Annotated in this window: 10 protein-coding genes and 1 other RNA gene; 7 read left to right on the plus strand and 4 right to left on the minus strand. The window is 43.2% G+C overall.

Going from position 1 to position 14,762, the window contains the following annotated elements; translation table 11 throughout:
* Position 1 precedes the first annotated feature (1 nt).
* The 5 genes from SNR28_RS12785 to SNR28_RS12805 all read left to right on the plus strand — a co-directional run bounded on the left by SNR28_RS12785 (position 2) and on the right by SNR28_RS12805 (position 11,098).
* Positions 2-2,830, plus strand: a complete 2,829-nt coding sequence (locus SNR28_RS12785) for an SNF2-related protein (protein ID WP_375752888.1) — start codon at positions 2-4, stop codon at positions 2,828-2,830.
* A gap of 14 nt (positions 2,831-2,844) precedes the next feature.
* Positions 2,845-4,095, plus strand: a complete 1,251-nt coding sequence (locus SNR28_RS12790; RefSeq protein WP_375752889.1) for an RNA-binding domain-containing protein — start codon at positions 2,845-2,847, stop codon at positions 4,093-4,095.
* Positions 4,096-4,099: 4 nt separating this feature from the next.
* The gene (locus SNR28_RS12795) at positions 4,100-6,025 is read left to right on the plus strand and encodes a site-specific DNA-methyltransferase (RefSeq protein WP_375752891.1); all 1,926 of its coding nucleotides are present in this window, start codon (positions 4,100-4,102) and stop codon (positions 6,023-6,025) included.
* Positions 6,026-6,034: 9 nt separating this feature from the next.
* Positions 6,035-9,010 carry a DEAD/DEAH box helicase family protein gene (locus SNR28_RS12800; protein ID WP_375752892.1) on the plus strand — a complete coding sequence of 992 codons (2,976 nt, stop codon included), beginning with the start codon at positions 6,035-6,037 and terminating at the stop codon, positions 9,008-9,010.
* 147 nt (positions 9,011-9,157) lie between these two features.
* Positions 9,158-11,098: an ATP-binding protein gene (locus SNR28_RS12805; RefSeq protein ID WP_375752893.1), complete on the plus strand. Its 1,941-nt coding sequence runs from the start codon at positions 9,158-9,160 to the stop codon at positions 11,096-11,098.
* 64 nt (positions 11,099-11,162) lie between these two features.
* On the opposite strand, the gene SNR28_RS12810 is transcribed toward SNR28_RS12805, so the two are convergent.
* The 3 genes from SNR28_RS12810 to smpB all read right to left on the minus strand — a co-directional run bounded on the left by SNR28_RS12810 (position 11,163) and on the right by smpB (position 13,491).
* Complete coding sequence (locus SNR28_RS12810) at positions 11,163-12,404, minus strand: integrase domain-containing protein (protein WP_375752894.1); 1,242 nt, start codon at positions 12,402-12,404, stop codon at positions 11,163-11,165.
* A 165-nt stretch (positions 12,405-12,569) separates the two neighbouring features.
* Positions 12,570-12,936: a transfer-messenger RNA gene (gene ssrA, locus SNR28_RS12815) on the minus strand.
* Between the two features lie 69 nt (positions 12,937-13,005).
* Positions 13,006-13,491, minus strand: coding sequence for an SsrA-binding protein SmpB (gene smpB / locus SNR28_RS12820; RefSeq protein ID WP_277825962.1), 486 nt, complete (start codon positions 13,489-13,491; stop codon positions 13,006-13,008).
* A gap of 87 nt (positions 13,492-13,578) precedes the next feature.
* Here smpB and SNR28_RS12825 point away from each other — a divergent pair, with 87 nt between their 5' ends.
* The gene (locus tag SNR28_RS12825; RefSeq protein WP_375752896.1) at positions 13,579-14,007 is read left to right on the plus strand and encodes an SRPBCC family protein; all 429 of its coding nucleotides are present in this window, start codon (positions 13,579-13,581) and stop codon (positions 14,005-14,007) included.
* Positions 14,007-14,357: an RnfH family protein gene (locus tag SNR28_RS12830; RefSeq protein ID WP_375752898.1), complete on the plus strand. Its 351-nt coding sequence runs from the start codon at positions 14,007-14,009 to the stop codon at positions 14,355-14,357. The genes SNR28_RS12825 and SNR28_RS12830 overlap by 1 nt, the downstream gene beginning before the upstream one ends.
* Before the next feature lie 40 nt (positions 14,358-14,397).
* Here SNR28_RS12830 and bamE read toward each other — a convergent pair whose 3' ends face one another.
* Positions 14,398-14,757: an outer membrane protein assembly factor BamE gene (bamE, locus tag SNR28_RS12835; RefSeq protein ID WP_375752900.1), complete on the minus strand. Its 360-nt coding sequence runs from the start codon at positions 14,755-14,757 to the stop codon at positions 14,398-14,400.
* Positions 14,758-14,762 lie beyond the last annotated feature (5 nt).

Consider the following 14,762-nt stretch of genomic DNA (forward strand, 5'->3'; position numbering starts at 1 on the left):
TATGTTTACGCCTCATCAAAGTTCATATTTTGCTCATTGGTTGACGCAAGCTGGCAAGGTAGAGAATCAAGTATCAAGAGTAATGGCTTCGGCAAGGGTAGATATGAACCCTCACCAAGTTGATGCAGCATGCTTTGCTCTACAGTCCCCTTTATCTAAAGGAGTGCTGCTTGCCGACGAGGTTGGTTTGGGTAAGACTATTGAGGCTAGCTTAGTGATAGCTCAGAAGTGGGCAGAGCGTAAGCGTCATATTCTCTTAGTGGTTCCGGCTTCGCTTCGCAAACAGTGGAACCAAGAATTACAAGATAAGTTTGAGTTACCTTCGGTCGTTCTGGACAGTAAAATTGTTGCTGAACTCAAGAAACAAGGCCACGTAAGGCCATTTGAGCAAGAAGACAACATTGTTATCTGCTCCTATGATTACGCAGCCCGACAAACAGACCTGCTAAAGCTGGTGGATTGGGATCTCGTCGTATTCGATGAAGCACACAAGCTACGTAATATCCATCAGAAAAACGGAGCTAAAAGAGCTAAAGCTGTTGTTGAAGCGACAGCTCACGCAGATAACAGGGTGCTGCTATCTGCAACTCCTCTTCAAAACAATCTCATGGAACTCTACGGATTGAGTAAGGTGATTGACCCTCACTATTTTGGAGATGAGAAGTCGTTTAAGTCCCTTTACGTCAATCGTCAGAAAAACAAGAACACGTTAGAAGATTTGAAGCAACGTATTGCTCCTCTTTGCCATAGAACTTTGCGAAGACAGGTGCAACAAGAAGGCGGGATAAACTTCACTAATCGTTATTCGCTAACTCAAGACTTTACGCCAACAGATGAAGAGTGGGTTCTTTACAAAGAGTTATCTGCTTACCTACAGTCATCTGGAAATATAGCAATCAGTGCTCAAGCAAAGCATTTGGTTAGTATTGGGTTAAGAAAAATTTTGGCTTCTTCATCTTTCGCTGTTGCTGACACATTGAAAGGAATGATTGAACGACTTAAGTTAAAGCAGCAACTAGATGAAGAATCTTTAAATGATCTAGAAGAAGCAGACGACTGGTTGGATGCTGATTTGGGTAAGCAAGAGGACTCCTCTGCCAATAAGGAACCGACAAAGCTAGAGCTGGAAATTGAATTACTTAGCAAGTTTCAGCAAATGGCGGAGAACATTCGAAGTAATGCCAAAGGTGATGCGCTACTGATAGTTCTTGAGAAAGCGATGTCGATGACGGAATCGCTTGGAGGACAACGTAAAGCTGTTGTATTTACAGAGTCTTGTCGAACTCAGCAGTATCTCATGCAGCTCCTGGAAGCAAATGGCTATGCGGATAGAACCGTTTTACTAAATGGATCAAATAGTGATGCAAAGTCTCAACAAATATATCAAGATTGGTTGAGACAGCATGAAGGTTCAGCTCGAATTAGCGGCTCAAAAGCAGCAGATATGAAAGCTGCTTTAGTGGATCACTTTAAAAGTGATCAGGCTGACATTCTGATCTCAACCGAAGCCGGTGGTGAAGGTATCAACCTTCAGTTTTGTTCTGTACTCATCAACTATGATCTGCCCTGGAACCCTCAAAAAGTTGAACAGCGCATCGGACGTGTTCATCGATATGGTCAGAAAAATGATGTGGTTGTTGTTAACTTTGTTAACCGAAAGAACCCGGCGGATAAGCGTGTTTTTCAACTGCTAAACGAAAAGTTGAAATTATTTGAAGGTGTTTTTGGTGCATCAGATGAAGTCCTAGGCGCTATCGAAGACAACATCGATATCGAAAAGCGTATCTATGAAATCTATCAAAAGTGTCGAAGTGATGAAGAGATTGAGGAAAGCTTCAATCAGCTTCAACAAGACATGGAAAAAGAACTGGAGCTTAGGGAGCAGCAAGCTCGCTATACATTGTTGAACAACTTCGACCGAGATGTCGTTGCAGCACTAAAAACAAGACGTGATGAGAGCGAAGATTTTCTGCAAGAGTACGAACGGGTCTTGCTTGACTTGGCAAAAGCAGAGCTGCCACAGGCAACCTTTAATACCAATCATTTTGTATATGATGGTAAGCGCTATGACTTAAGCTGGTCACTGGCAACTCAAAACGATTCGGAGTTCTTCCGCCTACAGGCAACTGAGCATTATCTGGCTTGGGAGCTAGTTCAGAGAGCAAAAGAGCATGAGCTATCACCTGTTCACTTAACCTTTAGCTACGATCAGTTGGTGGGTAATTATTCGGCTTTACAAGCGCTTATTGGTCAATCAGGTAAACTTTGCGTTATTGAAGTTATTTTCTCATTTAACAACAACAAGACCGAGCAGAGAAAGACAATGGTGTTGGCCGTAACTGATCAGCAGCAACGATTGGACCTAAAAAACGCTGAGCAACTGCTTTCTATCCCTGCTCAGGCTTCGCCACTTCAAGGAGGCATAGAAGATCAACTCTTTGAGCAGTGGAAGCAAGAGGAGCTTGAACAGCAGCGCGCACAGACCGAAGACGAGTTAGATGAATACCTTGAACGCGAATCAGAAAAGCTGGAACGATGGGCTAATGACAAGCGCGATAGCCTGTTTGAAAGTGTTGGGTCACTTGATGACGAGATCCGGCAACTGAAAAAAGAGGCAAGACAACTTGCCTCTACCCGAGAAAAAATTGAAGCTAAGAAAACGCTTAGAAAGCTAGAGCGAAAACGGGATGATGCTTTGAGTGAATACCATAACTCGAAAAAGCTTATCGAAGAGGAAGAAGATAGGCTATTGGATGAAGTGAGCGATAAGTTAGAGCTCACCTGCGAAGTTCGGGAACTATTTACCGCAACCTGGACACTCACCCGCTAAGCGAGAAAAAGAGAATGGAAAGAGAAAAGTTAACTAAAGAGCTGTTGTTCCATATTCGCTTAGGCGAGGACTCCAGCATTGAATTCAAAGCTGTTACCTTTGATGGAAACAAGCCCAAAAATCCAAACAAAGACAAAATGGCTCATGAAATAGCCGCCTTTGCCAATGGCAAAGGAGGGCGGATTCTGTTGGGTGTAGATGATAAAACTCGTGATGTAATAGGTATCGACGAGGAGCAGGTAGATAACACCGAGCTTTGGATTGTTAATATCAGCCAGCAAAATATTAATCCTCCTGTTCAGCTAGACACAAGGATTTTGCAACTGCCTAATCAGCAGGGCGACCTAAAAACTGTCATCTATGTTGATATTCCCAGAAGCATCTCGGTGCACCAAAGTGCAGGACGTTACTATCAGCGAGTTGGCTCTACCAAGCAAGAGATGAAGCCTGAAGTATTAGCCCGTTTGTTCCAGCAACGTTCTCAGGCTCGTCTCATTCGCTTTGATGAAACTCTGGTGCCAGGGACCAGTAAGGAAGATATTGATTCGTCCCTTAAGCAACGCTTTTTAAAGCCTGTTACGCCAGAACATGAGCAATTCCATAAACTTCATCTGACAGCCAAGGATGACTATGGTGATGTGGGGCTTTCTGTTAGTGGTGTATTACTGTTAACTGGCAACCCTACCCAATGGCTACACAACGCCTATATACAGTGCGTGCATTACAGTGGCACATTGCGAGATGCCAATGATCAACTGGATGCTCAAGATTTAACTGGCCCTATAGATCAGCAGATCAATGGCGCTTTGGAATTTGTGAAGCGCAATATGCGGACAGAAGCCACCAAAGCCGTAGGCAGAATAGATATACCTCAATATGACCTAGGAGTCTTGTTCGAGGCTATCGTCAACGCAGTGGCACACCGTGACTATTCCATGACGGGGCGACGCATCCGTTTACACATGTTTGCCGACAGGTTAGAGCTTTTCAGTCCTGGTCAGCTTTCTAACAGCCTGACCATTGATGGCCTTATGGAAAACACCGTCACTCGTAATGAAGCGTTGGTAAACCTGCTCAGTCGTTACTATCAGGCAAGAGAAGAGGCGGGGCGACAAGCTCTAATTGAGCGCCGGGGAGAAGGCGTACCTAAAATCATTAACACCAGCAAAGAGTTAAGCGGTAAAGAACCTGAATACCGCCTGGTCGACGACTCAGAGCTACTCCTCACCATTTATGCTGCAAGTAAGCAGAAGGAACAGGATTAATCAAATGACAATAACAAAAATGGATGGCAACTCTCTGGACATTAGTGCGCAACGTAAGCAAGAGCTGAAGCAGCTATTTCCTTCAGCATTTACTGAAACCAGAAACGATGCTGGGGAAATCGTAGAAACTCTGGATTTTGAGCGCCTCAAAGCCGAATTAGGTAGTTTCAGTGACGTTTACGATAATCGCCGTGAGCGTTATGGTATGGACTGGCCAGGCAAGCGAAATTGTTTGCGCCTGATTCAAGAGTCAAGCCGCGCTACCTTGAAACCTTGCCGTGAAGAGTCGGTAGATTTTGATAATACTGAAAATCTCTTTATTGAGGGTGATAACCTGGAAGTACTGAAGCTACTGCAAAAGAGTTATTACGGTCAGGTGAAGATGATCTATATCGATCCGCCTTACAACACCGGTAAAGAGTTTATCTACCCGGATAACTTCTCAGAAAACCTGGACACCTACCTTGAATATGCAGGGTTGAAAGAGGTCGGCGGTGAAGGCAAAAAATGGAGTAGCAATAGCGCCAATGAAGGTCGTTTCCACACCAAGTGGCTTAACATGATGTATCCACGCCTCTATTTGGCACGTAACTTATTACGCGAAGATGGTGTGATTTTTATCTCCATTGATGAAAACGAAGTAGAAAACCTTCGGAGATTATGTGATGAAATCTTTGGGGAAGAGAATTTTGTTTCAACCATTGTCTGGGAGAAACGTTATAGCCCTCAAAATGCTGTTAAATGGTTCTCTGAATCCCATGACTTCGTAATTGTATACGCACGTAACAAACTAAACTGGTATCCAAATCTATTAGAGCGCTCTAACGAAATGAATGCTCGCTACAAGAACCCTGACAATGATCCAAGAGGAGTTTGGAAGCCAGCAGATGCAACCGCACAGGGTGGGCATGGTACGAAAAGTCAGTTTTATGAGTTAACTGCCCCTAATGGAAAAAAACATACTCTGCCAAATGGAAGGTGTTGGCTTTACACCGAAGAAGTTTTTCAAAAGATGGTGTCTGAAAATCGAATTTGGTTTGGAGCCGATGGCAATAATGTTCCAGCTGTTAAACGTTTCCTGTCAGAAGTAAAGCAGGGAACGGCTTGTCAAACAATCTGGAAATACTCAGATGTCGGGCATAATCAAGAAGCAAAAAAAGAAGTTAACTTGTTGTTTCCTGAATCATCTGTTTTCGATACGCCTAAACCGACGAGGCTCATCGAGCGTATGTTAAAGGTTGCTACAGATAAAGGCGATCTTGTCTTGGATTTTTTCTCGGGCTCAGCTACAACAGCACACTCGGTGATGCAGCTAAACAGCAAAGATGCAGGTAGTCGGAAATTTATAATGGTTCAACTACCTGAAGCTTGTGAAGAATCATCAGAACCATTCAAGGTAGGATTTAGCACTATTTCAGATATTGCCAAAGAACGCATCCGCCGAGCAGGTCAAAAGATTCACACTGAAATCGAAAACAAGTTCGAACCTGATCTTGGTTTTAAAGTGCTGAAGCTTGATCAAAGCAACTTCAAGCAGTGGCAAGCGCCTAGCAAAGATGTGAGTGATGATGACTTAGTGCAACAAATGGAGCTATTGGTTGAGCATGTTGAGTCTGATGTTTCGCAAGAAGATCTGCTTTATGAATTGCTGATAAAAGCAGGGATTATGCCTACCGAAAAGATAGAAGCCATTGAGCTAGCTGGGCAAACTCTGTTCTCCGTCGCAGAAGGTACGTTATTGATTCACCTTGCTGAAACTATTGAACAGTCATTGATGAATGCTGTCCTAGAGCAAGCACCAAGCCAGTTTATCTGCCTTGATTCAGCATTTCACGGTAATGATCAGCTAAAGGCTAACGCTGTACAAACCTTTACGGCATACAATCAAAACCGCGATAAAATTGAACAAATTGAATTTAAAACGGTATAGGTGGGGCAAATGAAGCTTAAATTTAACCCTAACCTGGACTACCAAAAACAGGCAATTCAATCGACATTAACACTGTTTGAAGGGTTATCTAATGATGGTGATGCCTATGTGGAGCACGGCATTGCCAACACTTTAGATATGAACCCAGAGAAGATGCTGGCGAACTTGAATAAGGTGCAAGAGCAGAACTTTATTGAAAAGTCGGCTAGTTTGCTTGATGACAATGATGTTTATCCTTTCCCTAATTTCTCGGTGGAGATGGAAACCGGTACGGGTAAAACCTATGTGTATCTGCGAACCCTTTTTGAGCTCAACAAAAATCTGGGGCTGAGAAAGTTCATCATCGTTGTACCTTCTGTTGCTATTCGTGAAGGTGTTCTAGCATCATTAGCCAGTATGCGAGAGCATTTTTTAAAGCTCTACGATAAAGTTCCTTTTGATCATTACGTCTATAACTCAAAAGATCTTTCTAAAGTTCGCCAGTACGCCACAGCAAACACAATGCAGATCATGGTCATCAATATTCAGGCATTTCAGCGTGATGCAGGCGATATTGAGAGCTATGATGCGCTAACACCAGAGCAGATTAAAAAGCTCTCAGTGATCCACCGTGAGCAAGACAAAATGTCGGGTATTCGCCCGATCCAGTTTATTCAAGAAGTTCGTCCCGTTGTTATTATTGATGAGCCGCAATCGGTTGACACCACCGCCAAAGCTAGGCGTGCCATCAACCACCTAAAGCCGATGTTTGCTTTGCGATACTCTGCTACCCATAAAAATCCCTACAACGTACTTTATGAACTTGGACCAGTAAAAGCCTATGACATGAAGCTGGTAAAACAGATTTCTGTAGCGTCTATTCAGGCAGAACAGGATATTAACCAGACCTACATTAAGCTCTCTGACATAGGCTACGCGGGTAAAGCTAAAACTCCTTCAGCCACTGTTATGATCTTTGAAGAAACTCCTAACGGAACCAACGAAAAAGCAGTAAAACTTAAGCAAGGAACTGACCTCTCAGACCATACCAACCGTGAGGGCTATGAGGGTTATGTCGTGGATGAGATCTACGCAGAACCAGGTGCTGAGTATGTACGATTTACCAATAATGTTGTCCTCGAGCCTGAGGAGGAAAAAGATAGCATCCAAGACGAAGTGCTACAGGAGCAGATTCGACAGACTGTTCTAGCTCATTTCAACAAAGAGCGAGCGCTTCTTAAGCAGGGGCTTTCAGTTAAAGTCTTATCACTTTTCTTTATAGATAAAGTGGCAAACTATCGCTTCTATGATGAGCAAGGCGTTCGCCAAAAAGGTAAGTTGGCACTTTGGTTTGAACAAGCCTATCAGGAAGTTTCTCAATTACCTCAGTTTGCTCAGTTGCCTAAACGCAGTGTAGAGCTAGTTCATGACGGTTACTTTGCTGAAGTGAAAAAGCGCGGCAAGGTGGTCGATGTTAAAGACACCTCTGGTACAACAAAAGATGATGCTGAAGTATATGAGCTGATCATGAAGAACAAAGAGCGACTGCTGGATGAGAGTGAACCACTACGCTTTGTCTTTAGTCACTCGGCACTCAAAGAGGGCTGGGATAATCCGAATGTCTTTCAAATCTGTTCTTTACGAGAGTTTGGGAGTGAAAAGGAGCGTCGACAAACCCTTGGTAGAGGTTTGCGCTTGGCAGTTGATGCTAATGGCGAGCGTCTGTATAACCCTCAGGTGAACCGCCTGACAGTTATCGCTAGCGAGTCGTTTGAAGATTATGCCAAGAACTTACAAACCGAGATGGAAAAAGATATTGGTGGTGGCTTTAAGTTTGGCCGAGTGCCATCTATCGCTTTCGCATCTTTGGTTGGAGTAGATGACAACACCCTAGGGCAAGAGCGCTCTAAACAGCTTTGGCATGAGTTAAAGCAAGAAGGCTATATCAACGGTAAAGGGGATATAGAACCTAAGTTCAATCCTGATGATTTGTACTTTGAACTTAAGCTTTCAGATGAGTATCAGCCTATGGAAAGCGATATCATTGATAAGCTTAAAAGCTTTATGTTTGAAGGCCGGGTTCAAAATGAACGTAAGCGTGTACCTGTTAATTTTGACAAAAACGTTTATCTTAACCCTGATTTTAAAGCTTTATGGGAAAAAATTTGCCAAAGAACACGTTACTCTATTCGGTTTGAGACAGAAGAGCTGATTGACCTTGCGGCTAATAACTTAAAGTTCATGCCGATAATACCTCCTGTTTCGCTGACGGTTGAACAAACACAAGCTAGTGTTACTGAAGCAGGGGTTGGAGCTGAACGTGTCATTCAGGCTCCAAAGGTACGTTATATCACCTCTCATGAACAGTTGCCGGACTTGCTCACTGCTTTACAGAGTAGAACTGACCTAACTCGGAGTACTTTGCTTGCGATCATAAAGAAAGGTGCTCGCTTAAGTGAATTCAAAACTAACCCACAAGCTTTCATTACCGAAGCAGCAAAGCAAATCAATAAGGCTCTTACGGATTTGTTGGTGAAGGGTATTCGTTACGAGAAGATTGACGGTGAGCAATATCAAATGGAGAGGTTTGAAGAGGCTGAGCTTGAAGCTTATTTGGACAGAGCTTATCGAGTGCAGCATGCAGATACAGGAGAACACGTACAAACGCCTTATGATTACATCCAGTACGATTCAGATATTGAGCTAAAAACTGCCCGTGCTTTGGATGGGGCTAAAAACATCAAGTTTTTCTGTAAGCTTCCTAGCTGGTTCTCCATCCCTACTCCCGTAGGAGAGTATAACCCTGATTGGGCTATCGTACTTCAAGGTGATAAGAAGGTGTATTTGATCCGAGAGACTAAATCTACTCATGATGAAGAGAAGCGTCGTAAGGAAGAGAACCTCAAGATATGTTGTGGTACTGCTCACTTTGATGCACTCGGTGACGTTGACTATTCCGTTGCTATAACAATAGCGGAGGTAGTTTCTCCTAGCTACGGTTCTTAAGCATAAAGCGTTAGTCGGACAGAAAACTAGGCGGTATTACTTGAAAGTGATCGCCTAGTTATTTATTTTTAAAGTGTTTTTCTTGCTTTGGCAAGAATGTAATATAATTCTATATCATTGATATTTGGATGGGCTTTTGGTGATTTGATGAGTGCAACAGTAGATATGTTCGAAGCTCAGTATGAAGACAATTTCTTACTAAGAGATCTTGGAAGTATAGTTAAGAGGGCTGACATAGCACTTACCGAGCTTGTTGCTAATGCTTACGATGCAGGAGCTTCCAAAGTTGATATTCATATACCTGAAGGCTTTAATCAGTTGTTAACCATCTCAGATGATGGTGTAGGTATGACGGAAGAAAACTTCAGACAACGATGGATGACGCTGCGATATAATCGAACCCTACATCAAGGCGAACACGTTGAATTTCCGCCAGAAAGGCAAGGAATTAAGCGAAGAGCGTTTGGCCGGAACGGGATTGGTAGACATGGGCTTCTATGCTTCAACGATGAGTATAGTGTGGAAACTAGACGAAATGGGTATAAGCACACTTTTGATGTTTCAACGAAACTAGATGGGAAGCCATTGTCTGTGAAATCGTTTCAGTCTGAGACTATGGGCGGACATGGAACAAAATTATTAGTTTCTGTTGAACGTAATTTGCCAACACCGGCATATATCGCTGAAGTTATCTCTGCCAGATTTATTGCGACACCTGATTTTACCGTATCTGTGAATGGGCAAGTACTCGCCTTGCATCAACACCCTGGTCTTGTTGACACCTGTGAGGTGGACTGTGAAGGCACATCGTTACGTTTTACCTTGATAGATTCCAAAATAAATAGGAAAGATTCTATATATAGTGGTGTTGCCATATGGGTAGGAGGCAGGTTGGTTGGTGAGCCAGACTGGAAGATAGCTGGTGTGTCGATGCTTGATAGCCGACGTTCCTTTGCTAATCGTTATCTATTGATAGTTGAAACTGATGAATTGAGAGATGAGGTTGCTGAAGATTGGTCCGGTTTTCGAGCTAACTCTGAATTAATGAAATCAGTTGCCTATAGCGTAAAAGAATACATAAACAGGAAGCGACAGGAGCTTAGCCGAGATGAAGTTGTTGAAACTAAAAAAGGGCTATTGCTTGCAAATAAGGCGGATATTGTAGATATGTCAAAGTTGGCAAAAAAAGAGCTTATGGGGTTTATGGATGACATACTGACTAATAACCCAGACGTCAACTTAGATACACTTCAACTTGCTGTGAAAGCTGCGATTAATCTAGAGAAATCTAGAGCTGGTACGAACTTGCTAAGTAAGTTGGCGATGTTGTCAGAAGATGAAGTAGAGTCGCTGGACAATATTTTAGAAGAGTGGAGTGCTCACGATGCTTTAATTGCATTGTCTGAAATAGATCAGAGATTAAAGCTTATCGAGGTATTGAGACGATTCTCTGCTGATCGAAGCGCAGATGAATTGAAAACTATTCATCCACTTATTTTTAAAGCTAGGTGGCTATTTGGTCCAGAATACGAGTCTTCTGAGTACTCATCAAATGTTGCATTACAGCAGACAGTTCATAAGGTTTTTGGCCAAAAAGTTGATAGGAACGCATTTATTAACTCTAGAAAAAGACCGGATATCGTTGTACTTAAAGAGTCAGCTATTCAAGCTCTTGCGACGGAGTCCTTTGATGGAGAGTTGTCACATGTTCAGAATGTACTTTTGATCGAGGTTAAGCGTGGAGGATTTTCTATTGGTCGTGAGGAGGTTAATCAGGCCGATGGCTATGTTCAGGATATTGCTTATAGCGGAATAATCGATGTAACCCCAAAAATCAATGCATTTGTGGTTGGTCACGAAATTCAGGCAAAGACAGCGAAAGTGAAAGAAGTAAGAGATTCGGAAGATGATAAAACAGTCATAGGTACGGTGAGGGCTGTAACATTTTCTGTTTTGATTGATACTGCGCAAAAAAGGTTATTTGGCCTTAGAAACAGATTAAATGAACGTTACGATGCACTTGATGATGATCTTGCTTTGTTCGAGGTTCTAGGTGAAGAGCAGCTAACATTGCAAGCGCAGAGATAACTGCTCAGCTCAGTTTCAGTTGTCTGATTAACAAGGCGTATGTGTATGTTATACCTGCATAGTTTTAGCCTATAACACTCAATTGTTTAGTCCCTGTCACAGAGAGGCTGCCTTTGGCGGCCTCTTCTATATGCCCACTCCACCAGACCATCATTGGGCGGCGGCGTTCCAGATAGTCAGTGCGGTTGTAAGCACTGCGCACCTGGTTATCGTCAACGTGCGCAAGTGCCGCTTCAACCAAGTCAGGATCAAAGCCTTGCTCGTTGAGTGTAGTACTTGCCAGTGAGCGTAAACCGTGGCTAACGAGTCTTCCTGCGAATCCCATACGTTTTAATGCCATGTTTGCCGTTTGGCTGTTACACGGCTTTTTCGGATCTCGGTCTGAGGGAAAGATAAATTCTCTATGGCCGCTAATAGGCTTGATCACTTCTAAAAGCGCCAGCATCTGCTCTGTAAGCGGAATGCGGTGCTCTCTTCTTTTTTTCATCCTCTCTGCTGGAATGATCCAGATATTGTTTTCCCAATCAATTTCATCCCATTTCGCTCCGGATGCCTCGCTAGGGCGAGTCATTGTGTGTAACTGCCACTCTAGCAAGCAACGAGTTGTCCGCTTAATACTGGCATTTGCGATAGCTTCCATTAGTTCCGGTAACTCGGCGGGAGTTAGCGCAGCCATGTTTTCTTTTTTCGGCTTTTTGAAAGCAGCACGGATACCGGTTAATGGGTTAGCTTTAATCAGTCCACAGTTAGCTGCATAGTTCATGACCTCATTGAGTCGTTGAGAGAGACGCTTGACGGTTTCCAGGCTACCTTTTGCTTCTATAGGGCGAAGCAGATTGATGATCAGTGGAGCATCGATCTCTTTCACTGGGGTGTTTGAGATATGTGGAAAAATATGCAGTTCCAGAGAGCGCCAGATATCGACAGCATAGTTAGGGGTAACATCGTGCTTTTTAATTTCGAACCACTCTAGGGTGACTTTGGCAAATGTATGCTCATGAACTTCTTTATGGGCTTGTTGCTTCTGCTTTCGATCTTCTTGTGGATCTATGCCTAGTGCGACCAGCTCACGAGCTGTTGCTGCACTTTTGCGAGCATTAGCCAGAGATAGGTCTGGATACTTTCCTAATCCCAGATTTGTTCTTTTGCCTTTAATAGGGTGCTTGTAATTCAGTAGCCATAGCTTGGAGCCGTTCGTTTTTACTCGCAGGCGCAGGCCATCACCGTCCGAGAGGATGTATTCCTTTTCTTTCGGCTTTGCTGATTTAATTTCTTTGTCACTGAGTCTGGTAGTCGTCTTAGCCATAATGGGTACACCATTTTAAGTACACCAATTCAGTGTACACCTTGGTGTACCTAAAAATCAAAGCTGTCTTGGGACGCTATGGGATGTAATGATATGCTAAGTTATTGATTTTACGTTGTTGTAGATAAGAAAAAAGACGTCCTGGGACGTCTTTAAACTCAGAATTGGTGGAGCTGGCGGGAGTTGAACCCGCGTCCGAAAACCATTCATCTTTGGTACTACATGCTTAGTCGATCTTTAAATTCACCACCCACCTGCGAACCGACACGCTAATGAATGACTATCCTGAATTAAACTTCGCCGTTCATCTCTCAGGCGGGAGAATCCGGGCTAGCTCGTTTGGGTTTGATCTCTCGTTGGTCCCCGTCTTACAAGCGGAAGCTAGGGCGAGAGAGCTCTCAGCAGGTTATTAAGCTGCTAGTGCGTAGTTTTCGTCGTTTGCGACTATTTTTTTGCGGCTTTTTACGTGGCCAACCGCCCCACGGCATGCACCTCAGACTGCAAAATTCCCGTCGAATCCTAGATCAGCCCCTGAGGTAGAACGAGCATGGTACCAGAAAACATAATGCTGTCTAGCACTTGCTTGTTCAGTTGATTAAGTTTAACGCAATTTGCTCTTCATAATCCGAGCTTTATCGCGTGCCCAATCTTTCTCTTTCAAATCAGTGCGTTTATCGTGAAGCTTTTTACCCTTCGCAACACCGATTTTGATTTTGACCCAAGAACGAGACCAATAAAGAGAAAGTGCCGTTAGTGTCATACCCTCACGGTTTACTCGACCGAAAAGGTTGTCCAACTCTCTTCTGTTTAATAATAGCTTACGCACACGGGTAGGGTTAGCTACAACGTGAGTTGATGCCTGGTTTAAAGGAGTAATGGTGATACCACTAACAAAGGCTTCGCCATCGCGAATATAGACGTAACTTTCTGCGATGTTAGCCTTACCTTGACGGAGGGATTTTACCTCCCAGCCCTGAAGTTCCAACCCAGCTTCGATTTCATCATCAATGAAGTATTCGTGACGAGCTTTTTTGTTTAGCGCTATGGTATTGCTACCAGCTTTGGTTTTTGATTTTTTCTTTGCCATAATGGCGTCATTATACGGATCGTCCCCTTGTTGGGAAATCCTTATTTTTTGAATAAGATAATATATTACTAAGAAAAGAGAGAAAGTATGCCCCAAGTCAGGCGTTCAGCTTTGGTTTCATACAGTGCTGAGCAGATGTATGATCTGGTTAATGATGTATTGAGCTACCCAGAGTTCTTACCTGGTTGTTCCGGCTCCAAGATACTCAAGTCAGATGAGAGTCAGATGGTTGCTTCGGTCGATGTTGCTAAAGCAGGTATCAAGAAGACGTTTACCACATCAAACACTTTGGAAAGCAGTAACGCAATTCTAATGGAGTTAGTTGAAGGTCCATTTAAGTCTTTAAAAGGCGGCTGGTACTTTACTGCGCTTGATGAGGCTGCATGCAAGGTAGAGCTTAAGTTAGACTTTGAGTTCTCCAGCAAGCTTGTAGAAATGGCATTCGGTAAGGTCTTTAGTGAGTTAACCAACAACATGGTGAGCGCTTTTACCGCGCGCGCGAAGCAGGTGTATTAATGAGTATTGAATCTGACATGATCCATGTTGAAGTAGTGTATGCGCTTCCAACAGAGCAAAGGGTTTTAATTCAGGTTGTTGATAAAGACTCCACGGTTGAGGAAATCATCAAGCAATCCGGTGTCTTGGATATGTACCCTGAGATAGACCTAGCAAAAAACAAAGTTGGCGTGTTTAGCCGAAATGTAAAGCTGGATGCAACCGTAAGAGATAAAGACCGAATAGAAATATACAGGCCGCTTCTGGCTGATCCTAAAGAGATTAGAAGGAAAAGGGCTGAGCAAGCGAAAGCTGCAGGAAAAGCCGATCCAATTACTGGTGGCAAACCAAACGAGCTGAGAAAAAAATAGGGCTAAAAAGCCCTATTTTTTGAATTCGTTTCAGGTTTAATTAGTTTATACCTTCAAAGAAGTTATCACTCGCAGGGAAGTCGCCTTCAATATTCAAAAGGTTTCCATCATCATTAAAGTGTACAAAAAGATTTTTCTGAATGGAGTCTTTATGGCCTTCAGTATGCAGATAAATGTAGTACCAGGTATTTGGATAGCCGTTCTCGATTAGCATAGGAGAACCAAGTACATATTTAACCTGTTCTTTACTCATGCCAAACTTCAACTGATCCACAGCTTTTTGTTCAACGTAGTTACCCTGGTTAATGTCTATTCGGTATACAAGCTTCTCAAGCAGTGAGCAGCCGGTCATCATCGTAATTGATAGTGGAATTACTACTAACCACTTTTTTAATTGCATAATTG

Origin of the sequence: Vibrio iocasae (genome assembly GCF_042245395.1) — a bacterium.
In the GTDB taxonomy this organism is placed as follows: Bacteria; Pseudomonadota; Gammaproteobacteria; order Enterobacterales; family Vibrionaceae; genus Vibrio; species Vibrio iocasae.

Excerpts from the sequence above, each read along its gene's own strand:
- SNR28_RS12785 (WP_375752888.1), top strand. The coding sequence starts at position 2 with ATGTTTACGCCTCATCAAAGTTCATATTTTGCTCATTGGTTGACGCAA.
- SNR28_RS12790 (WP_375752889.1), top strand. The coding sequence starts at position 2,845 with ATGGAAAGAGAAAAGTTAACTAAAGAGCTGTTGTTCCATATTCGCTTA.
- SNR28_RS12795 (WP_375752891.1), top strand. The coding sequence starts at position 4,100 with ATGACAATAACAAAAATGGATGGCAACTCTCTGGACATTAGTGCGCAA.
- SNR28_RS12800 (WP_375752892.1), top strand. The coding sequence starts at position 6,035 with ATGAAGCTTAAATTTAACCCTAACCTGGACTACCAAAAACAGGCAATT.
- SNR28_RS12805 (WP_375752893.1), top strand. The coding sequence starts at position 9,158 with ATGAGTGCAACAGTAGATATGTTCGAAGCTCAGTATGAAGACAATTTC.
- SNR28_RS12810 (WP_375752894.1), bottom strand. The coding sequence starts at position 12,404 with ATGGCTAAGACGACTACCAGACTCAGTGACAAAGAAATTAAATCAGCA.
- smpB (WP_277825962.1), bottom strand. The coding sequence starts at position 13,491 with ATGGCAAAGAAAAAATCAAAAACCAAAGCTGGTAGCAATACCATAGCG.
- SNR28_RS12825 (WP_375752896.1), top strand. The coding sequence starts at position 13,579 with ATGCCCCAAGTCAGGCGTTCAGCTTTGGTTTCATACAGTGCTGAGCAG.
- SNR28_RS12830 (WP_375752898.1), top strand. The coding sequence starts at position 14,007 with ATGAGTATTGAATCTGACATGATCCATGTTGAAGTAGTGTATGCGCTT.
- bamE (WP_375752900.1), bottom strand. The coding sequence starts at position 14,757 with ATGCAATTAAAAAAGTGGTTAGTAGTAATTCCACTATCAATTACGATG.